17 protein-coding genes are annotated in these 17,006 nt (G+C 67.8%); 12 read left to right on the plus strand and 5 right to left on the minus strand.

Annotated elements, in window-relative coordinates; genetic code table 11:
- Positions 1 to 37 precede the first annotated feature (37 nt).
- The 3 genes from EJ913_RS31580 to purM all read right to left on the minus strand — a co-directional run bounded on the left by EJ913_RS31580 (position 38) and on the right by purM (position 1,991).
- Positions 38 to 181, minus strand: coding sequence for a hypothetical protein (locus tag EJ913_RS31580; RefSeq protein WP_185909737.1), 144 nt, complete (start codon positions 179 to 181; stop codon positions 38 to 40).
- Between the two features lie 89 nt (positions 182 to 270).
- Positions 271 to 930: a phosphoribosylglycinamide formyltransferase gene (purN, locus tag EJ913_RS10150; RefSeq protein WP_126997369.1), complete on the minus strand. Its 660-nt coding sequence runs from the start codon at positions 928 to 930 to the stop codon at positions 271 to 273.
- A complete protein-coding gene (gene purM / locus EJ913_RS10155; RefSeq protein ID WP_126997371.1) occupies positions 927 to 1,991 on the minus strand; it encodes a phosphoribosylformylglycinamidine cyclo-ligase in 1,065 nt (354 codons plus the stop codon). The genes purN and purM overlap by 4 nt, the downstream gene beginning before the upstream one ends.
- Before the next feature lie 97 nt (positions 1,992 to 2,088).
- On the opposite strand from purM, the gene EJ913_RS10160 reads away from it, so the two are divergent.
- The 7 genes from EJ913_RS10160 to EJ913_RS10190 all read left to right on the plus strand — a co-directional run bounded on the left by EJ913_RS10160 (position 2,089) and on the right by EJ913_RS10190 (position 9,439).
- Entirely contained in the window at positions 2,089 to 3,438 is a 1,350-nt protein-coding gene (locus EJ913_RS10160) for a DUF2066 domain-containing protein (protein WP_126997373.1), read from the plus strand.
- Entirely contained in the window at positions 3,435 to 3,995 is a 561-nt protein-coding gene (locus EJ913_RS10165) for a CDP-alcohol phosphatidyltransferase family protein (RefSeq protein ID WP_126997375.1), read from the plus strand. The genes EJ913_RS10160 and EJ913_RS10165 overlap by 4 nt, the downstream gene beginning before the upstream one ends.
- Positions 3,996 to 4,000: 5 nt before the next feature.
- The gene (locus tag EJ913_RS10170; RefSeq protein ID WP_126997377.1) at positions 4,001 to 5,071 is read left to right on the plus strand and encodes an AI-2E family transporter; all 1,071 of its coding nucleotides are present in this window, start codon (positions 4,001 to 4,003) and stop codon (positions 5,069 to 5,071) included.
- A gap of 17 nt (positions 5,072 to 5,088) precedes the next feature.
- Complete coding sequence (locus tag EJ913_RS10175; protein ID WP_126997379.1) at positions 5,089 to 5,835, plus strand: HdaA/DnaA family protein; 747 nt, start codon at positions 5,089 to 5,091, stop codon at positions 5,833 to 5,835.
- Positions 5,789 to 6,568: an SDR family oxidoreductase gene (locus EJ913_RS10180; RefSeq protein WP_126997381.1), complete on the plus strand. Its 780-nt coding sequence runs from the start codon at positions 5,789 to 5,791 to the stop codon at positions 6,566 to 6,568. The genes EJ913_RS10175 and EJ913_RS10180 overlap by 47 nt, the downstream gene beginning before the upstream one ends.
- A 299-nt stretch (positions 6,569 to 6,867) precedes the next feature.
- On the plus strand, positions 6,868 to 7,350 hold the full coding sequence (locus EJ913_RS10185; protein WP_126997383.1) for a MarR family transcriptional regulator: 483 nt from the start codon (positions 6,868 to 6,870) through the stop codon (positions 7,348 to 7,350).
- A gap of 541 nt (positions 7,351 to 7,891) precedes the next feature.
- On the plus strand, positions 7,892 to 9,439 hold the full coding sequence (locus EJ913_RS10190) for an AAA family ATPase (protein ID WP_238521189.1): 1,548 nt from the start codon (positions 7,892 to 7,894) through the stop codon (positions 9,437 to 9,439).
- Between the two features lie 76 nt (positions 9,440 to 9,515).
- On the opposite strand, the gene EJ913_RS31585 is transcribed toward EJ913_RS10190, so the two are convergent.
- A complete protein-coding gene (locus EJ913_RS31585; RefSeq protein WP_185909738.1) occupies positions 9,516 to 9,692 on the minus strand; it encodes a hypothetical protein in 177 nt (58 codons plus the stop codon).
- 512 nt (positions 9,693 to 10,204) lie between these two features.
- Between EJ913_RS31585 and EJ913_RS10195 the strand changes: the two genes are divergently transcribed.
- On the plus strand, positions 10,205 to 10,903 hold the full coding sequence (locus EJ913_RS10195; RefSeq protein WP_126997385.1) for a LuxR C-terminal-related transcriptional regulator: 699 nt from the start codon (positions 10,205 to 10,207) through the stop codon (positions 10,901 to 10,903).
- A gap of 216 nt (positions 10,904 to 11,119) precedes the next feature.
- On the opposite strand, the gene EJ913_RS10200 is transcribed toward EJ913_RS10195, so the two are convergent.
- Entirely contained in the window at positions 11,120 to 11,863 is a 744-nt protein-coding gene (locus EJ913_RS10200) for a response regulator transcription factor (RefSeq protein WP_238521188.1), read from the minus strand.
- Between the two features lie 789 nt (positions 11,864 to 12,652).
- On the opposite strand from EJ913_RS10200, the gene EJ913_RS10205 reads away from it, so the two are divergent.
- The 4 genes from EJ913_RS10205 to der all read left to right on the plus strand — a co-directional run bounded on the left by EJ913_RS10205 (position 12,653) and on the right by der (position 16,991).
- A complete protein-coding gene (locus EJ913_RS10205) occupies positions 12,653 to 13,297 on the plus strand; it encodes a response regulator transcription factor (protein ID WP_126997387.1) in 645 nt (214 codons plus the stop codon).
- 260 nt (positions 13,298 to 13,557) lie between these two features.
- Complete coding sequence (locus EJ913_RS10210) at positions 13,558 to 14,202, plus strand: tetratricopeptide repeat protein (protein WP_126997389.1); 645 nt, start codon at positions 13,558 to 13,560, stop codon at positions 14,200 to 14,202.
- Positions 14,203 to 14,205: 3 nt separating this feature from the next.
- A complete protein-coding gene (locus EJ913_RS10215) occupies positions 14,206 to 15,552 on the plus strand; it encodes a PQQ-like beta-propeller repeat protein (protein ID WP_126997391.1) in 1,347 nt (448 codons plus the stop codon).
- 35 nt (positions 15,553 to 15,587) lie between these two features.
- The gene (der, locus tag EJ913_RS10220) at positions 15,588 to 16,991 is read left to right on the plus strand and encodes a ribosome biogenesis GTPase Der (protein WP_126997393.1); all 1,404 of its coding nucleotides are present in this window, start codon (positions 15,588 to 15,590) and stop codon (positions 16,989 to 16,991) included.
- Positions 16,992 to 17,006: the final 15 nt, after the last annotated feature.

The raw sequence follows: 17,006 nt of genomic DNA on the forward strand, positions 1-17,006 counted from the left end.
GAAGCGGGGGAGGGATGGGGAGGGGGCAAGCGCGCCCTTACAGCGTGATGAGCGCCAGCAGCACGAGGACGGCGCCGACGGCGACCGAACTGAGCTTCACGAACTTCGTGAAGGCGATCCAGTTCTGCATGTGGGTGCGGACCAGCTCGTCGCTGACCGGGTTGGAACCAACAGCCGCCATCTCAAGAACCCTCCTTTTGTTTGTTCGTCTCTCCCTCGATTGTGCCGAGGGATTTGGGAAGCGCAACAGAAACCGGCAAGCTCCCGCCGTCAAAACGGCGGATTGATCACCGACTCCAACACCGTGGCCCCGCTTTCGATCCGCACCACGTCGCCGTCGACGCGGGCGCGTCCCTCGGCGATCAGGCGGACGGCGTGGGGGTACAGGGCGTGTTCCGACTCCAGGACCCGGTCGCCCAGCGCGTGCGCGTCGTCGCTGGGCAGCACCGGAACGGCGGCCTGGGCGACGATCGGCCCGTCGTCCATTTCCGGACGGACGAAATGCACGGTGCAGCCGTGGAACCGCACGCCGGTCGCCAGCGCCCGCGCGTGCGTGTCCAGACCCTTGAAGGAGGGCAGCAGCGACGGGTGGATGTTGATCAGCTTGTCCCGCCAGCTTTCCACGAAGCCTTCGGAGAGGATCCGCATGAAGCCGGCGAGGCAGACCAGCTCGACGCCGGCCCCACGCAGGGCGGCGTCCATCGCCGCCTCGAAGCCCGGCTTGTCGCCGGGGTGGTCGCGGTGGCTGACGACGGCGGTCGGGAGGCCGGCTTGAGCCGCGCGCTCCAGACCGAAGGCGTCGGCCTTGTTCGACAGGACCAGCGCGATCTCCGCCGGGAAGTCCGGGGCGGCGCAGGCGTCGATCAACGCCTGCAAATTGCTGCCCCGGCCTGAGATCAGAACACCGAGCTTGAGCTTCCCAGAGGTCACGGAGCCGCCCACGCCGCGTCCATGCCGGTGACGGTGACGCGGGCGTCGCCGTCCTTCAGCGCGGTGACGGTGCCGACGGTGTAGACCGTCTCGCCGCCTTCGGTGAGGATGTCGATGGCTTGGCTCGCCTTGTCGGCCGGAACCACGACGGCCATGCCGAGGCCGACGTTGAAGGTGCGGGCCATCTCGTAGGGCGCGATGCCGCCGGTCTTCATCAGCCAGCCGAACACCGGGGGCAGGGACCAGGAGGAGGCATCCAGCGTCACGCCCAGCCCGTCGGGCAGGACGCGCGGGATGTTCTCGATCAGGCCGCCGCCGGTGATGTGGGCCATCGCCCGCACCGTGCCGGCGCGCACGGCCTTCAGCGTGCTCTTCACATAGATGCGCGTCGGGGTCAGCAGCGCCTCGCCCAGCGTCTTGGAGGAGTCCCACGGGCAGGCGGCGTCGTAGCCGAGGCCGGATTTCTCCACCAGCTTGCGGACCAGCGAATAGCCGTTGGAATGCACGCCGGTCGAGGCCAGCCCCAGCACCACGTCGCCCGCCTGCACGGTCGAGCCGGTCAGCGCGTGCTCGCGCTCGACGGCGCCGACCGAGAAGCCGGCGAGGTCGTAGTCGCCTTCGGAATACATGCCCGGCATCTCGGCGGTCTCGCCGCCGACCAGCGCGCAGCCGGCTTGGCGGCAGCCTTCGGCGATGCCCGACACGATGGCGCGGCCGGCGGCCACGTCGAGCTTGCCGGTGGCGTAGTAATCCAGGAAGAGAAGCGGTTCCGCCCCTTGAACGACGAGATCGTTGACGCACATCGCCACAAGGTCGATGCCGACCGTGTCGTGACGGTTCGCCAGGATCGCGACCTTCAGCTTGGTGCCGACGCCGTCGGTGGTGGCGACCAGCAGCGGATCCTGGTAGCCGGCGGCGCGCAGGTCGAACAGGGCGCCGAAGCCGCCCAGGCCGGCGTCGGAGCCGGAACGCGCGGTGGATCGGGCAAGGGGCTTGATCGCTTCGACAAGCGCGTTGCCCGCGTCGATGTCCACACCGGCCTGCTTGTAGGCGTCGGACATGTTATAGGACTGGGTGCTGATGGTATCCTCGCTTGGGCTGAGCTATATACCGGGCCTTGGGATCGGGCCGAACATACTCGAATCGGAAGGCTTTGCAATGCTCCACCGCCGCCGCGCGCCGCTGTTCGCGGGTCTCGCCGCCTTGTCCGTCGCTTGCGTCCTGTCGGGAGGGCCGGTCTGGGCGCAGGCGTCGGGCGCGTCCGCCCTGCCGTCCACGGCGCCGACCGCGAACACCGCCGCCGACGCCTTCGCCGTTTCGGGCGTCAAGGTGGACATCAACGCGGCCAACGCGAACACCGCCCGCGACCAGGCGATCCGCGAGGCCCAGGCCAAGGCCTGGAGCGAGCTCTACCGGCGTCTCGTGCCCGGCGGTGGCAACCCGCCCCGCATGTCGGAGAACGACATCGCCCGGCTGGTCCAGGGCTTCGAGATCGACGAGGAGAAGGTGTCGGCCACCCGTTACGTCGGCTCGATCACCGTGCGCTTCCGTCCCAACGCCGTGCGTGACGCCATCGGCGGCACCGGCAGCGCCCAATACGTGGAGCCGCCGGCCAAGCCCTTCGTCGTGCTGCCGCTGACCGTCACCGACGGGCGCACCCTGCTGTGGGAGGACCGCACCCCCTGGCGCGCCGCGTGGGAGGAGCGCCCCGCCACCTCCTCGCTGGTGCCGCTGGTGGTGCCGGACGGCGAGTTGACCGACGCCCAGGCCATCGGCACGGAGGAGGCGGTCGCCGGCAACGCCGATGCGCTCGCCCGCATCGCCCAGCGCTACAACGCCGGCGGCGTCATCGTTGCGCGGACCGACCTGCCGGCCGGCGGACCCGATGCGGCGCGCGGCCTGACGGTGGACGTCACCCGCTACGGGCTCGACGGCTCGCGCGACACCCAGACGGTCAACGTCAAGGCCGACGCCGCCGACCGCCCCACCGACGTGCTGAACCGCGCGGTGACCGCCGTCGGCGCCCAGCTGGACGAATCGTGGCGCCGCAGCAACGTGACGGCGACCGGGCCGGAGCAGACCACGCTGGTCCGCGTGCCGCTGTCGGCCGTCGCCGACTGGGTGGAGACCCGCAAGCGCCTGACCGGCATCGGCGCGGTGACCCGCAGCGATCTGGTGTCGATGAGCCGGGCCGAGGCTTTGGTCAACCTGACCCATCGCGGCGCCCCCGACCAGTTGGCCCAAGTGTTGAGCAAGCGCGACCTCGGCCTGACCCGCGCCGCGCCGCCCATCGTGCCGGCCAATGTCGGCGCGCCGGTCCCGGTGCAGAGCGCCGAATGGCAGCTGACGCTGCTGCCGCATGGCGGGGGCGCCGCCGTGGCCGCGCCGACCAACCCCGGCGCCGTCCCGCTGGCGCCCAGTTCGCCGATGGGGGCGGCCCCCGCCTCCAGCGGCTTGGGCGCGCCGCCGCGCAATCTGGGAACGCTGCCGGTGAGATCCGCCCCGTGAGCATTCCCAACATCATCACCTTCCTGCGCATCCTGGCGGTTCCGCTGGCGATGTACATGATCCTGACGGGCAACATGGCCTGGGCTTTCGGCCTGTTCGTCGCCGCCGGCCTGTCCGACGCGCTGGACGGCGCCGTCGCCCGCATGTGCCGAGCGCGCACCGTTCTGGGCGGCTACCTCGATCCGCTGGCCGACAAGGCGCTGATCGTCGGCGTCTATCTGGCGTTGGGCTACGTCGCGCAGATCCCGCTGTGGCTGGTTATGCTGGTCGTCTTCCGCGACGTGATGATCATCGCCGGGGTCATCCTGCTGCTGACGCTGAAGGAGACGCTGGTCATGCAGCCGCTCTACCTCAGCAAGGTGAACACGGTAGTGCAGATCGCGCTGGCCGCCGCCGTGCTGGCGCCGCCCGCGCTGGGGCTGCCGGACTTCCATCTGTTCGGGCTGGAGCTGGTGGAAGCGCTGGTCTACGCCTGCGCGGCGACCACGGTGGCCTCGGGCCTGCTCTACGCCCGACGCGCGTCGCTGCTGTTCCACCGCTACGGCGGTGTGAGGTGAATGACGTGACGACCTCGCGCCAGCAGCTCCGCTTCTGGCTGATCGGGCTGGGCTTCCTGGTCGTCGCGCTGTGGCTGCTCTCCAGCATCCTGCTGCCCTTCGTCGCCGGCATGGCCATCGCCTATCTGCTCGATCCCATGGTGGACCGTCTGGAGAGGCTGCGGCTGCCGCGCTGGGCCGGCACGACGCTGGTGCTGCTGTTCTTCCTGCTGATGCTGGTGCTGTTCGTCCTGCTGCTGGTGCCGCTGGTCCAGGGGCAGGTGACGCATCTGGTGGAGGTGCTGCCGCAATACGCCACCATCGTGCGGGAACGCACGCTGCCGGCGCTCGACCGGCTGCTGCACCGCCTGCCGCCCGCCGACGTGGAACGGCTGCGCGCCGCCGCCGGCAACTACGCGGGCGACATGGCCGGCTGGATCGCCACGCTGGTCACCCGCATCCTGTCGAGCGGGATGGCCATCTTCGACGTGCTGACCCTGGTGTTCATCACCCCCATCGTCGCCTTCTACCTGATGCGCGACTGGGACGTGATGGTCGCCAAGGTCGATTCCTGGCTGCCCCGCCGCAACATCGCGACCATCCGCGAGCAGGCGCGCGAGGTCGACGCCACCCTGTCCGGCTTCGTGCGCGGGCAGGCGACGGTCTGCGTCGTGCTGGGGCTGTTCTACGCGCTGGCCCTGTCGGCGGCGGGGTTGGATTTCGGTCTGGTCATCGGTCTGGTCTCCGGACTGCTGTCCTTCGTGCCCTATGTCGGGACGCTGTTTGGATTCGTCGCCAGCACCGGGTTGGCCCTGTTGCAGTTCGACGAGTTCTGGCGAGTCGGTCTCGTCGTCGGCATCTTCCTGTTCGGGCAGGCGGTCGAAGGCAACGTCCTGACGCCCAAGCTGGTTGGCGACAAGGTGGGGCTGCACGCGGTCTGGGTGATGTTCGCCCTGCTGGCGGGCGGCAGCCTGTTCGGTTTCGTCGGTGTGCTGCTGGCCGTTCCGGTGGCTGCGGTGATCGGCGTGTTGACCCGCTTCGCGTTGGGCCGGTATCTCTCAAGCGGCTACTACCAGGGCCAGACGCCGGAACCTTGACCCGAGAGTCCGTCCGCATGAGTTTGCCGGCACAGCTTCCGCTCGACCTCGGGCACCGGACGGCGATGGGCTGCGAGGATTTCCTCGTGGCGCCCAGCAACGCCGACGCGGTGGCGTGGCTCGACCGCTGGCCGTCCTGGCCGGCGCCGGCCCTGACCGTCTACGGCCCCGCCGGCTGCGGCAAGAGCCACCTCGGCCATGTCTGGCGGGCGCGCAGCCAGGCCCCCATCGCCAACGGCGCGACGCTGGACGCCGTCGACCTGCCGGAGCTTCTCGCCATCGCCAACGCCGTGGTGGTCGAGGACGCCGACAAGGTCGCCGGCAAGCCGGCGCGCGAGGAGGCGCTGTTCCACCTCTACAACCTCGCCCGCGAGCAGGGCGGCCATCTGCTGCTGCTGTCGCGCAAGGCGCCGTCGCGCTGGCGGGCGAAGCTGGCCGACCTGCGCTCCCGCATCAAGGGCGCGCCGGCCGTGGAGGTCCACGCCCCCGACGACGCGCTGCTCGCCGCCGTGCTGGTGAAGCTGTTCGCCGACCGGCAACTGCGGCCGGGGCTGGAGGTGATCAGCTACCTGCTGACGCGGATGGAGCGCTCGCTGGACGCGGCGCGCAGCGTGGTGGCGGCGCTGGACCACGCCTCGCTGGCGGCGCACCGCCGGGTGACGGTCCCGCTCGCCCGCGAGGTGCTGGCCGGGTTTGAACGCCATAAGGAGGAAGAGCATGGATCTGGGAATCGCCGGCCGCCGCGCGCTCGTCTGCGCGGCTAGCAAGGGGTTGGGCAAGGCCTGCGCGCTGGCGCTGGCGAAGGAGGGCGTCCACGTCACCCTGACCGCCCGCAGCGCCGACGCGCTGGAGGCCGCCGCCGCCGAAATTCGCGCGGCCACCGGCGTCACCGTGACCACCGCCGTCGGCGACATCGCGACGGAGGAGGGCAGGGCCGCCGCGCTGGCCGCCTGCCCGGAGCCCGACATCCTGGTCAACAACGCGGGCGGCCCGCCGCCGGGCGACTTCCGCGACTGGGAGCGCGAGGACTGGATCCGCGCGCTCGACGCCAACATGCTGGCGCCGATCGCCCTGATCAAGGCGACGGTGGACGGCATGATCGGCCGCCGCTTCGGCCGCATCGTCAACATCACCTCGGGCGCGGTGAAGGCGCCGATCCCGATCCTCGGCCTGTCCAACGGCGCGCGCGCCGGGCTGACCGGTTTCGTCGCCGGGCTGTCGCGCCAGACGGTGAAGCACAACGTCACCATCAACAACCTGCTGCCCGGTCCCTTCGAGACCGACCGCCTGCGCAAGACCATGGAGGGCGGCGCCAAGGCGTCGGGCCGCAGCGTGGACGAGGAGATGGCCCTGCGCCGCCAGGGCAACCCGGCCGGGCGCTTCGGCGATCCCGACGAGTTCGGCGCGGCCTGCGCCTTCCTGTGCTCGGCCAGTGCCGGCTTCATGACCGGACAGAACGTGCTGCTCGACGGCGGGGCCTATTCGGGCACGCTGTAGCTCAGCAGCGTTTGCCCCCTCCCTAACCCTCCCCCGCGTTGCGGGAGAGGGAACTCCGCCGAACGCCGACAAGCATCCTGCCCCCTCTCCCGCGCCAGCGGGGGAGGGATGGGGAGGGGAAAGCGGGCCGGGACTTCCCCAACCCTGCCTGATCTCGGCAAGCGGGCCGGGTGCGTCCCAAGTTTATCCCCCCAATTCGTGACAAAAACCGCCCATCTTCCCGAACGGGAAGGGCGCTCTTGCCGTCCGGCCCGCATCCCGGTCCTTTCGATCGGACCACGGCAACAGGAAGCACGAGCATGCAGAGTGCGGCGACCCCGGCGGTCTACACCGACCTCGGCCGCGTCATGGAGAGCATCACGCGGCGGTTTCTCGACGTTCTGCGGATGGAACTGGCGCGCATCGGCGTGACCGATCTCAGCCCGACCCAGGCATTGATGCTGCTCCACATCGGCGGCGAGGAGCTGTCGGTCCGCGATCTTCTGGAGCGCGGCTACTACCTCGGCTCCAACGCCTCCTACAACCTCAAGCATCTGGTCGAGGCCGGCTACGTCGACCGCGCCGCGTCGCAGCGCGACCGCCGGGCGGCCCGCCTGCGCCTGTCCGAACGCGGTCTGGCGACCTGCGAGGGGCTGCGGCGCCTGGAGGCCGTGCGTGCCGACAGCCTGCTGCGCTCGGAAGCCGACGGGGCCGATTTCGAAACCACCTACCGGACGCTGCGGCGGCTGGAACGCGCCTGGACCGACCTGATCCGCTACGACGACGCGCCGAAGCCGTCCTGACGGGTCCACCCCCCTTCCCGATCCCGTCCCTTGGCCCGACTCCTTTCCTCATTCGAAACGAACCAGAGTCCGTCTCATTTCCGTCCTAAAACAGAACAAACGCGCTCATAGAGGGAACATATTAGGAACTTAATCATTGCTGTTCGCTGTCCGTTCTGATACCAAACAGGAACACCACGCGAACATTGGAGGTTGCCATGACGGTTCTGGCTTTCGTGCGTGAATGCGTGACGCTCGCGGTTCTGCTGGCAACGCTCTACGGCTGGACCATGGTCGGCCCCCTCCTGGCCGGTTGAGGGCAGGGGGGCCTCCCTCATCCGAAAGGAGTCGCCGAAAGGGTGATGTTGCGTCGGTATGATATCCGAAATCCCAACCCACCCCGGCGGCGGCATCGCTTACATCGGGTAGACACAGGACCGGTTCCCCACGCTTGAACAAGCGTTTGAGGGAGCCGGTGCCGGAACGCCGACAAGCGTGGGGACTGGGACGGATGCGGAATTTCTTTCGGAAACGGCGGACGGCCGCAGCGACGGATGAGCGGGTGCCGGCGACGGGCACGGCCAACGGCGGAGTCGGCATAACGGGCGGCGGTGCCGGATTGGGGAGCGGTCTGGGCGGTGGCTTGGGCAACGCTCCGGGAATCGGCGCTCCCCAGGGCTTCTCCCGTCCAGCCGGTCCCGCCCATCTCCGGCCCATTGACGGGATGCGCGGCGCCGACGCCATGCGCGGCCCGGCGCCGCCCCGGCAGCCGGACATCCTGGGCCAGGACGCGACGGGCGACCATCGCGGCCGCATGTTCCCGTCGCCCGGCAACCCCACCGACGCCAACGCCGACATGGAACTGCCGCGCTTTACCATGAGCGTCAATGGCGGCTTCCGTGGCGGCATGGGCGTGAACGCGCCGGCCATGCTGAAGGGGCTGACGCCGGAGCTGAACGGCCTGCTGCGCGAGGCGTTCACCCCGACCCGCCCCAAGCAGCAGTTGAACGGCCTCTTCATCGGCCGCAGCGACACGCTGCGCCGCATCATCTCGGCCATCGAGGAGGAACGGGCGCACGTCATCCTGTACGGCGACCGTGGGCGCGGCAAGACCTCCGTCGCCAACGGCATCGAGAAGATCGCCGCCCAGGCCGGCTACCTGTCGCTGAAGCTGACCTGCAGCGCCGAGCTGAGCTTCGAGGACATCTTCCGGCACTTCCTGAAGAAGATCCCCTCGACCTACTACCGCTCCGGCGCGGACAACCCCTTTGCGGCGCGGCGCAACTTCAACAGCTTCAACGAGCTTCTGCCGGACGGAACCTTCAGCGTCACCGAGCTGAACGAGGTGCTCTCGGGCATCCACGCCACCCATGTGCTGCTGATCCTCGACGAGTACGACCGCGTCACCGACGAGGATTTCCGCAACAAGCTGGCGGAGCTGTTCAAGAACCTGACCGACAGCTCGATCCCGGTGACCCTGCTGGTGGTCGGCGTCGCCGAGAACCTCGATCAGCTGCTCGGCAAGCACCCGTCGATCCAGCGCTCGCTGGTGCCGGTGCATCTGCCGCTGATGACCGACCAAGAGATTGGCCGGCTGATCCAGGCCGGCGCCCAGAACGCCAACATCAGCTTCGCCCCCGACGTGGTGCAGCGGGTGGCCGAGTTCGTGCGCGGGCTGCCTTACTACGCCCAGCTTCTGGGATTGCACGCCGCGCGCAGCGCGGTCAGCCGGGGCAACACCGTGGTGGAGCGGCCGGACCTCGCCTACGCCGTGGCCCGCTGCCTCCAGGAGGCCGAACGCGGGATCGTCGACAGCTACGCCCGCGCGCTGGCCGCCGAACGCCGGGGCGAGCTGGAGGACGCGCTGCTCGCCGCCGCGCTGTGCCCGGCCGACGCCTACGGCGCCTTCGACCCGGCCGATCTGGCGGGGGAGGGCGGCACGCCGCCGAACCAGGAGACGCTGGAACTACTCAAGCGCCTGACCCGTGAGGACCACGGCGCGGTGCTGGCGCCGGTCGTCGAGCCGGGTCGCGAGCGCTATCGCTTCCGCAACCAGATGATGCGCCAGTATGTGCTGATGCGTCAGGCGAACGAGCGCGGCCAGATCTGATCCATCCCGGATCCGGCCGAACCTGCAAGGCCCTTCCCCGACATCGGGGGAGGGCCTTTTCTTATGCGCGGGTCCGTCATTGCGAATCGAGCGCCATGGCCGCCGCGACCGCCCCGGCAACGACGCCGCACAGCGCCGCGACGATGGCGAGGCTGCGCAGGTATTGCCGGAACTCCCCCTGCTTCCAGGCGCTGCGCGCCAGCAGCAGGAGATACGCGACAATGGCCGCTCCGGTGATCTGCCAACCCGTCATACTGTCCCCATCCGATTCGAGGACGCAGCACCGCATGGACGCTGCGATTCGTCAAGACCCCGCTGCGACCGTTCCAGCCCGCCCTAAGCCGAAAGGCTATGTCCGGAGGTATGGGAAAAGAACGGCGCGATGGACGGAAAGTCACATTTCTTGCAATTCAGAGCGACATTTTCGCCATCCTTCTCACCCAATACGGGCCATATTCTGCAAATAAGTAGTGGTTAACATATCAATTAAACTTTTATATAGAGTAAGCAGATGGTGGTTAATGGGAATGGATAGACCTCCACCAAGGAGCGGCTTTGCGCATATGTCCAATGCGTTCTTCTCTTAACTCCGGAGAGTGGTAACGTTGGACGCGACACGGGGGTAAGCTCATCCTAAATATCGGTAGCCCGATGACTTCGAAGGGGCGGTTCCGGACAAGGTTGGATAGCCGGACGCCCACAAGATCAGGGCCCTTTTGGTCCAAACGTGTCGTGAAGATTGATCCAAAATCGCGGGAGCTGACCATGGACACAGTGCGTGCTTTTCTGATCGACTCCAACAAGCTGTTCCGCGAGGGATTGAAGCGGTTGCTCGACGACTCGCCGTTTCAGATCGTGGCGGAGGCCGGCAATCTGCGCGAGGCGCTCAACACGGTCGAGAACGGCACGCGCCCGCAACTCGTCCTTCTCGACCTTCAAAACGGGGGTGATGAAGAGGCCGAGGGCATGCGCCGCCTGCGCGGCATGCTTCCGGACACCCGCATGGTCATCCTGACCAGCGACCTCTGCACCCGCCGTCTGGCCAATGCGTTGGAGGCTGGGGCCGACGGCTATCTGATGAAGGATCTGTCGTCCGACGCGCTGGCCCAGTCGCTGAAGCTGGTGATGATGGGCGAGAAGGTGTTCCCGACCCATCTGGCGGCCTTGCTGATCTCCGGCCGCGTCAACGGCAACGGCACCGAGATGCCGGTGTCGCGCAAAGGGTTGTCGCAGCGCGAGGTGCAGATCCTGCGCTGCCTCCTGAACGGCGACAGCAACAAGATGATCGCCAATCACCTCAGCATCACCGAAGCGACGGTGAAGGTCCACCTCAAGAGCCTTTTGCGCAAGATCAACGCCTCCAACCGCACCCAGGCGGCGATCTGGGCACTGAACAACGGCATCGGCGGCGAATTGGCGGGGGCCGGTACGGTGGCTGCGGCAGCGGCGGTCGCGCACCAGTAAACGCTCCGCTTCTAAGGCGGCCTTACGAAAAAAGCCCCTCTTCCTCACGGACGAGGGGCTTTTCGCGTGCCCGTCTTTTTCTGCTGGCCTGTTTACGCACGCGAGTTTCCGCTCAAGAGGCCATGAACACGCCGACGCCCCCGGATATGGTGTCCGGGGACGTCGGGGAACTTGGCTGACCCTTGCTGGAGACGGGGAGCCCGAGCCCCGCCTTTCCTACGCTCCCGCCGCGCGCTGCTGAGGGGCGGGGTGCATGTGCGGCGGCACGACTCCGTCGCGCGCCGGCTGAAGGGCGCCCTGCTGGCGGGCGGCGAAGACACCCGCCTCTGTGCGGTTGCGGAAGTGCAGCTTGGACAGAACGCTGCGCACCATCGACTTGATGACCGCCTCGGACAGGTCCAGCGCGTTGGCGATGGTCCGGTTGTTCAGTCCCTCGCCCAGCAGGCGCAGGGTCTCGAACTCCGGATCCGACAGGCGGGGAAGCAGGCTGAGGCGGATCTCGTCGACGCCCAGCCGCGACAGGAACTGCTTGGGCATCAGGCAATGGCCCTCCAGCCCCAGGTCCAGCAACTCGTTGATGCGATCGACGTTGAGATCCTCGAACACCCAGGCGTCGGCGAAAGCAAGGATATGAGCGGCGTCCAGCAGCTCGCGCGACGATAGAACCACCACGATCCGCGACCGCCGGGACAGGCGCAGATAGACCATCGGCTCGTTCTCGCGCAGCGCCGTGAACTGTTGCAGACCGATCAGGATGGCGTCCGGGGTGAGGGCGCTCTGCGTCAGGTCGGTCACGTCGTGCAGCACCGTCACCCGATGCCGCCCGCCGCGGTCGAGTGCCTGCACCACGGTTTCGGTCAGGGCGTTGTTGTCGAGAATCAGGCAGACATGCATGGGAGTCACCGCGTTGCGGGTCTGGTGTGATGCTTTCTCGTGGGCGTACTCATGATGTGTGTGCATGGGTCAGCTCTGTCTGGAGGAGGCATCCACGGCCGCCCCGAACCGGGCAATGCCGCCTGTGCTTGGTTGAATGGAGAACCGGTCGGACCAGGGCCGGTCGGCTCAAGGCACGTGCAATCGAAAATCGCTGTCTCGAAAATCTTTGATCGAATATTCCGAGCATCTCTGTAAAACTGGAAAGAAACTTGACAACGTTGGAATAATTTTAGAAATTTGACAGGCGGTTCGTAAATCAAACGATAGATTATCAACCGAGATCGTCAAGCGCACCCTTGAAGGTGCTTTCTTGTTTCCGGACGGTAACACCTCTGGAATGTTGTGTGCTGAACGGGTCACAGCCGAATGCGCGTTGGTACAGGGATCCTTCCGGGCCATTCGATCGGCTCATCCTCACCCTCCGCGCACCCGATTCGGGGTTAGTGTATGTCATGCCTCACGAACGGCACTCACTCGCAAATGTTCCAAGTGAAGCCGGAGCGCGAATGGAGGCGCGTTCTCTCTTTTCGAGTGATTCTGTTGCGCCGTCCCTGTAACGAATCGGCGCTTTCCTCACGCATCTATGACTTTCGGCGTGGTCGATGCTTGGGATGCCTCTGACGAAGGGGGCTGCAACGACCCAGTTCGGCGGCGAATGACCTATGGCCCTTGTCGATATACAGCCACCCTTCCGATCGTGGTATCTATCATCCAAGCCAGTTACGGCGGGATAGTTGATCCGGGTGCCGCGGGGGTGCCAGGGCACACGACGCGAAGTCCGAACAGGGCCGGCGAATGAAGGTGACGGGGACCATGAAAATTCTGATCGGTGACGACCATCTGCTGTTCCGTGAAGGCCTGCGGCGGTTGCTCGAACAGTTGCAGGGCGACTCCACCTTCATCGAAGCGGGAACCTTCAACGAGGTTCTCGACCAGTGCCGCACGGGCGAGACCTACGACATCGTCCTGATGGACCTGCACATGCCGAACTGGCCGGGCTTCGACGGCCTGCGCGAGATCCAGGCGTTGCAGCCGGGTGTTCCCATCGTCGTCATCTCCGCCTCCGAAGCGCTGGGCGACATCCGTGGCGCGCTCGACCACGGCGCCACTGGCTACATCCCGAAATCCAGCAGCGTCAAGGTCATGATGGGCGCGCTGAACCTCGTCTTCTCCGGTGGGATCTACGTGCCGCCGGGCGCCCTGACCGCCAGCATGGACGCCGCGCCGCGCCGCCGCTCGCCGCTGGACGTCACCGACCGCAACAGCGGTTACGGCCTGACCCAGCGTCAGCGCGAAGTCCTGGAATGCCTGCGCCTGGGCAAGTCCAACAAACAGATCGCCTATGAGTTGGGCTTGTCGGAAGGCACGGTCAAGATCCACGTCACCGCGATCTTCAAGTCGCTGGGCGTCAAGAACCGCACCCAGGCGGTCATCGCCGCCGCCGCCATGTCGGCCTGATCGCCCGTCCGATCCGGCAGTCGATGTTTCGCTGAAAGGCCGTGGGGACATGTTCCCCACGGCCTTTTGCGTGACACTGGCGCCGTCTCTATGGTGTTCCGCGTGGCTTGCGCACTTGACCGGACGTGGTAGCCGATGCTATCCGGCCCTGTGATGGTGCGGAACTGCCCCTCCGACCAACCGGGGGGAGCCGTTCCGCCTGACCCGACCGACCCGCGCCGCCGTTGGGGCCGCGCGCACAAGGACCGCACAGCCGCGCCATGAGCGATATTTTCCGCGAAGTCGACGAGGATCTGCGCCGGGACCGCGCGGAGCATGTGTTCAAGACCTATGGCGCCTATATGATCGCCGCCGCCGTGGTGCTGGTCGCCGGCACCGGCGGTTACACGGCGTGGCGCAGCTGGCAGCAGAGCAAGCAGCAGCAGACCACCTTCGCGCTCGTCACCGCCATCGCGCAGACCGCGCAAGGGCCGGAAAAGGGCGTCGAGGCGCTGGCCGCCTACGCCGGTACGGCCGACGCCCGCATGGCGGCGCTGGCCCAGTTCAACGCCGCGGCCCTGCTGTTGCGCCAGAACAAGCCGGACGAGGCGGCGACCGTCTATGACGGCATCGCCGGCAACGGGGCCGTCGATCCGGTCTATCGCGATCTCGCCACCCTGCTGGGGGCGATGCAGCGCGTGGAGAGCGGCGACCCGGCCCAGTTGACCGCGAAGCTGCAGCCCTTGACCGCCGAGACCAGCCCCTGGCGCTTCACCGCCCGCGAGTTGACCGCCCTCCTGGCCGCCCGCGCCGGTGACAAGGACAAGGCGCGCGGCCTGTTCCAGCAATTGGCCGACGATCAGCAGGCGCCCGGCGGCGTCCGGTCGCGCGCCGCCGACCTCGCTTCCCTTTACGGCAAGACCTGACGAATGACCACGGCCCGCTCCACCCGCCGTTCGGCGCTCCTGTCCGCATCGATGCTCGCCGTCTTCCTGGGCGGCTGCGACACCGTCGGCGACTGGTTCGGCAAGACGTCCGACCCGCCGCTGCCGGGCCAGCGCGTGTCCATCCTGACCCGCGAGCGCAAGGTGGAACCGGACGTCCGTCTGGCCGACACCGCGGTCACCGTGCCGCCGCCGGTCGCCAACGCCGCCTGGGCACAGGCGGGCGGGCAGCCGGACCATTCGATGGGTCACTTGGCCCTGTCGGCCAACCCGGCCGAGGCGTGGCGTGGCGACGTCGGCACCGGGGGAAGCAGCTCGCGCGCTCTGCTGGGCGTGCCGGTGATCGCGGACGGCCGCATCTTCGCGATGGACGCCGACGCCCATGTCGCGGCGCTCGACGAGAAGACCGGCCGGTCGCTGTGGCGCATCGACACCAAGCCCGAGCATGAGCGCGGTGGCGCCACCGGCGGCGGCGTGTCCTATGCCGACGGCCGTTTGTTCGCAGCGACGGGCTTCGCCGAGGTGGTGGCGCTCGATCCGGCCAGCGGCTCGGTCATATGGCGCAAGCGCGTGGCCGGTCCGGTGCGCGGCGCACCGACCGTGCAGGGCGGGCGCGTCCTGGTGCTGACCCTGGACAATCAACTGGTCGCGCTGTCGGCCAGCGATGGGACCCTGCAATGGTCGCACCAGGGCATCCTGGAAACCGCCGGCCTGCTGGGCGCCGCCAGCCCGGCCGCCACCGGCACGCTGGTCGTCGCTCCCTATTCCTCGGGCGAGCTGTTCGGGCTGCGGCCCGAGAACGGCCGCGTCGCGTGGCAGGAGAGCCTCGCCAACATCCGCCGCACCGGCGCGCTCAGCAACCTCGCCGACATCCGTGGCCTGCCGGTGGTCGATCGCGGCACCGTCTACGCCATCGGCCATTCCGGCCGCATGGTCGCCATCGACGAGCGCATCGGCAACCGCGTGTGGGAGGCCGAGATCGGTGGCGTCCAGACTCCGTGGTTGGCCGGCGACTACTTGTTCACCGTGACCAACGACGCCGAGCTGGTGGCCGTCACCCGTCAGGGCGGCCGCGCCCGTTGGGTGGCGCCGCTCGACCGCTACGAGGATCCCAAGGACAAGTCCGGCCCCATCGTCTGGGCGGGTCCGGTCCTGGCTGGCGGCCGGCTGTGGGTCGCCGGGTCGAACGGCAAGCTGCTCGGCCTGTCGCCGAACGACGGCGCGGTCGAGGTCACGCGCACGCTGCCGAAGGCGGCCTACTTGCCGCCGGTCGTCGCCAACAACACTCTCTATGTCCTCTGCGACAACGGGACGCTCGTCGCGTTCCGTTGACGGTTCTTGTCTGTTTTTAGGAAGCTCCTGGCGCCATGTCGTTCACAGTCGTTCTCGTCGGTCGGCCGAATGTCGGCAAATCGACCCTGTTCAACCGCTTGGCCGGCAAGAAGCTGGCGCTTGTGGACGACACGCCGGGCGTGACCCGCGATTGGCGCTCGGCCCCCGGCTGGGTTGGCGGCCTCTCTTTCACGGTGGTCGACACCGCCGGGCTTGAGGACGTCACCGACGACAGCATGGAGGCGCGGATGCGCCGCCAGACCGAAATGGCGCTGGAGCGCGCCGACGTCGCGCTGTTCATCATCGACGCGCGGGCCGGCGTGACTCCGCTCGACCGCCATTTCGCCTCGATCCTGCGCAAGAGCAAGACCCCGGTCCTGCTCGTCGCCAACAAGAGCGAAGGCAAGGCGTCGAAGTCGGGTCTCTACGAATCCTACGAGCTGGGGCTGGGCGACCCGATCCCGCTCTCCGCCGAGCACGGCGAGGGCATGGCCGATCTGGTCGAGGCCCTGCTGCCTTACGCTCCCAAGGAGGATGACGAGGCGGAAGTGGATGCGGTCGCCGTCGAAGCGTCCGATGAGGGGCCGGTTCCGATCGGCGACCAGCCGGAGACCGAAGCGGACCGCAGCAAGCCGATCCAGATCGCCATCGTCGGCCGTCCCAACGTCGGCAAGTCGACCCTGCTGAACAGCCTGGTCGGCGAGGAGCGGGTTCTGACCGGGCCGGAAGCCGGCATGACGCGCGACGCGATCAGCGTCGATTGGCAATGGCGCGACCGCCGGTTCAAGCTGGTCGACACCGCCGGCATGCGCCGCCGCGCCCGCGTCGACGAGAAGGTCGAGAAGCTGGCCGTCGCCGACACACTGCGCGTCATCCGCATGGCCAACGTCGTGATGCTGGTGGTCGACGCCGAGGCGATTCTCGACAAGCAGGATCTGAACATCGCCCGCATGGTGATCTCGGAAGGCCGCTCGCTGGTCATCGTCGTCAACAAGTGGGACATCGTCGAAGACCGCGCCATGGCCCTGCGGCAGGTCGAGGACAAGCTGGAAGCGGCGCTCGGCTACATCAAGGGCGTGAAGGTTGTCACCATCTCGGCGTTGAAGGGGCACAAGCTCGACACGCTGCTGGACGCCGTGGTCGACACCTACACGGTGTGGAACCGTCGCATCCCGACCTCTCAACTGAACCGCTGGATCGAGGGCGTGCTCGACCACCACCCGCCGCCCCTGATCGAGGGCCGCCGGGTGAAGATCCGCTACGTCACCCAGGTGAAGAGCCGCCCGCCGACCTTCGCGCTGTTCGTCAACAAGCCGCTGGAGCTGCCGGAAAGCTATCAGCGCTACCTGACCGGCCATCTGCGCGACAGCTTCGACCTGCCGGGCGTGCCGTTGCGGCTGCTGCTGCGCAAGGGCAAGAACCCCTTCGCGGACGAGTGATCGGGGGAGGGGTGG

Source organism: Azospirillum doebereinerae, assembly GCF_003989665.1.
Taxonomy (GTDB): Bacteria; Pseudomonadota; Alphaproteobacteria; order Azospirillales; family Azospirillaceae; genus Azospirillum; species Azospirillum doebereinerae.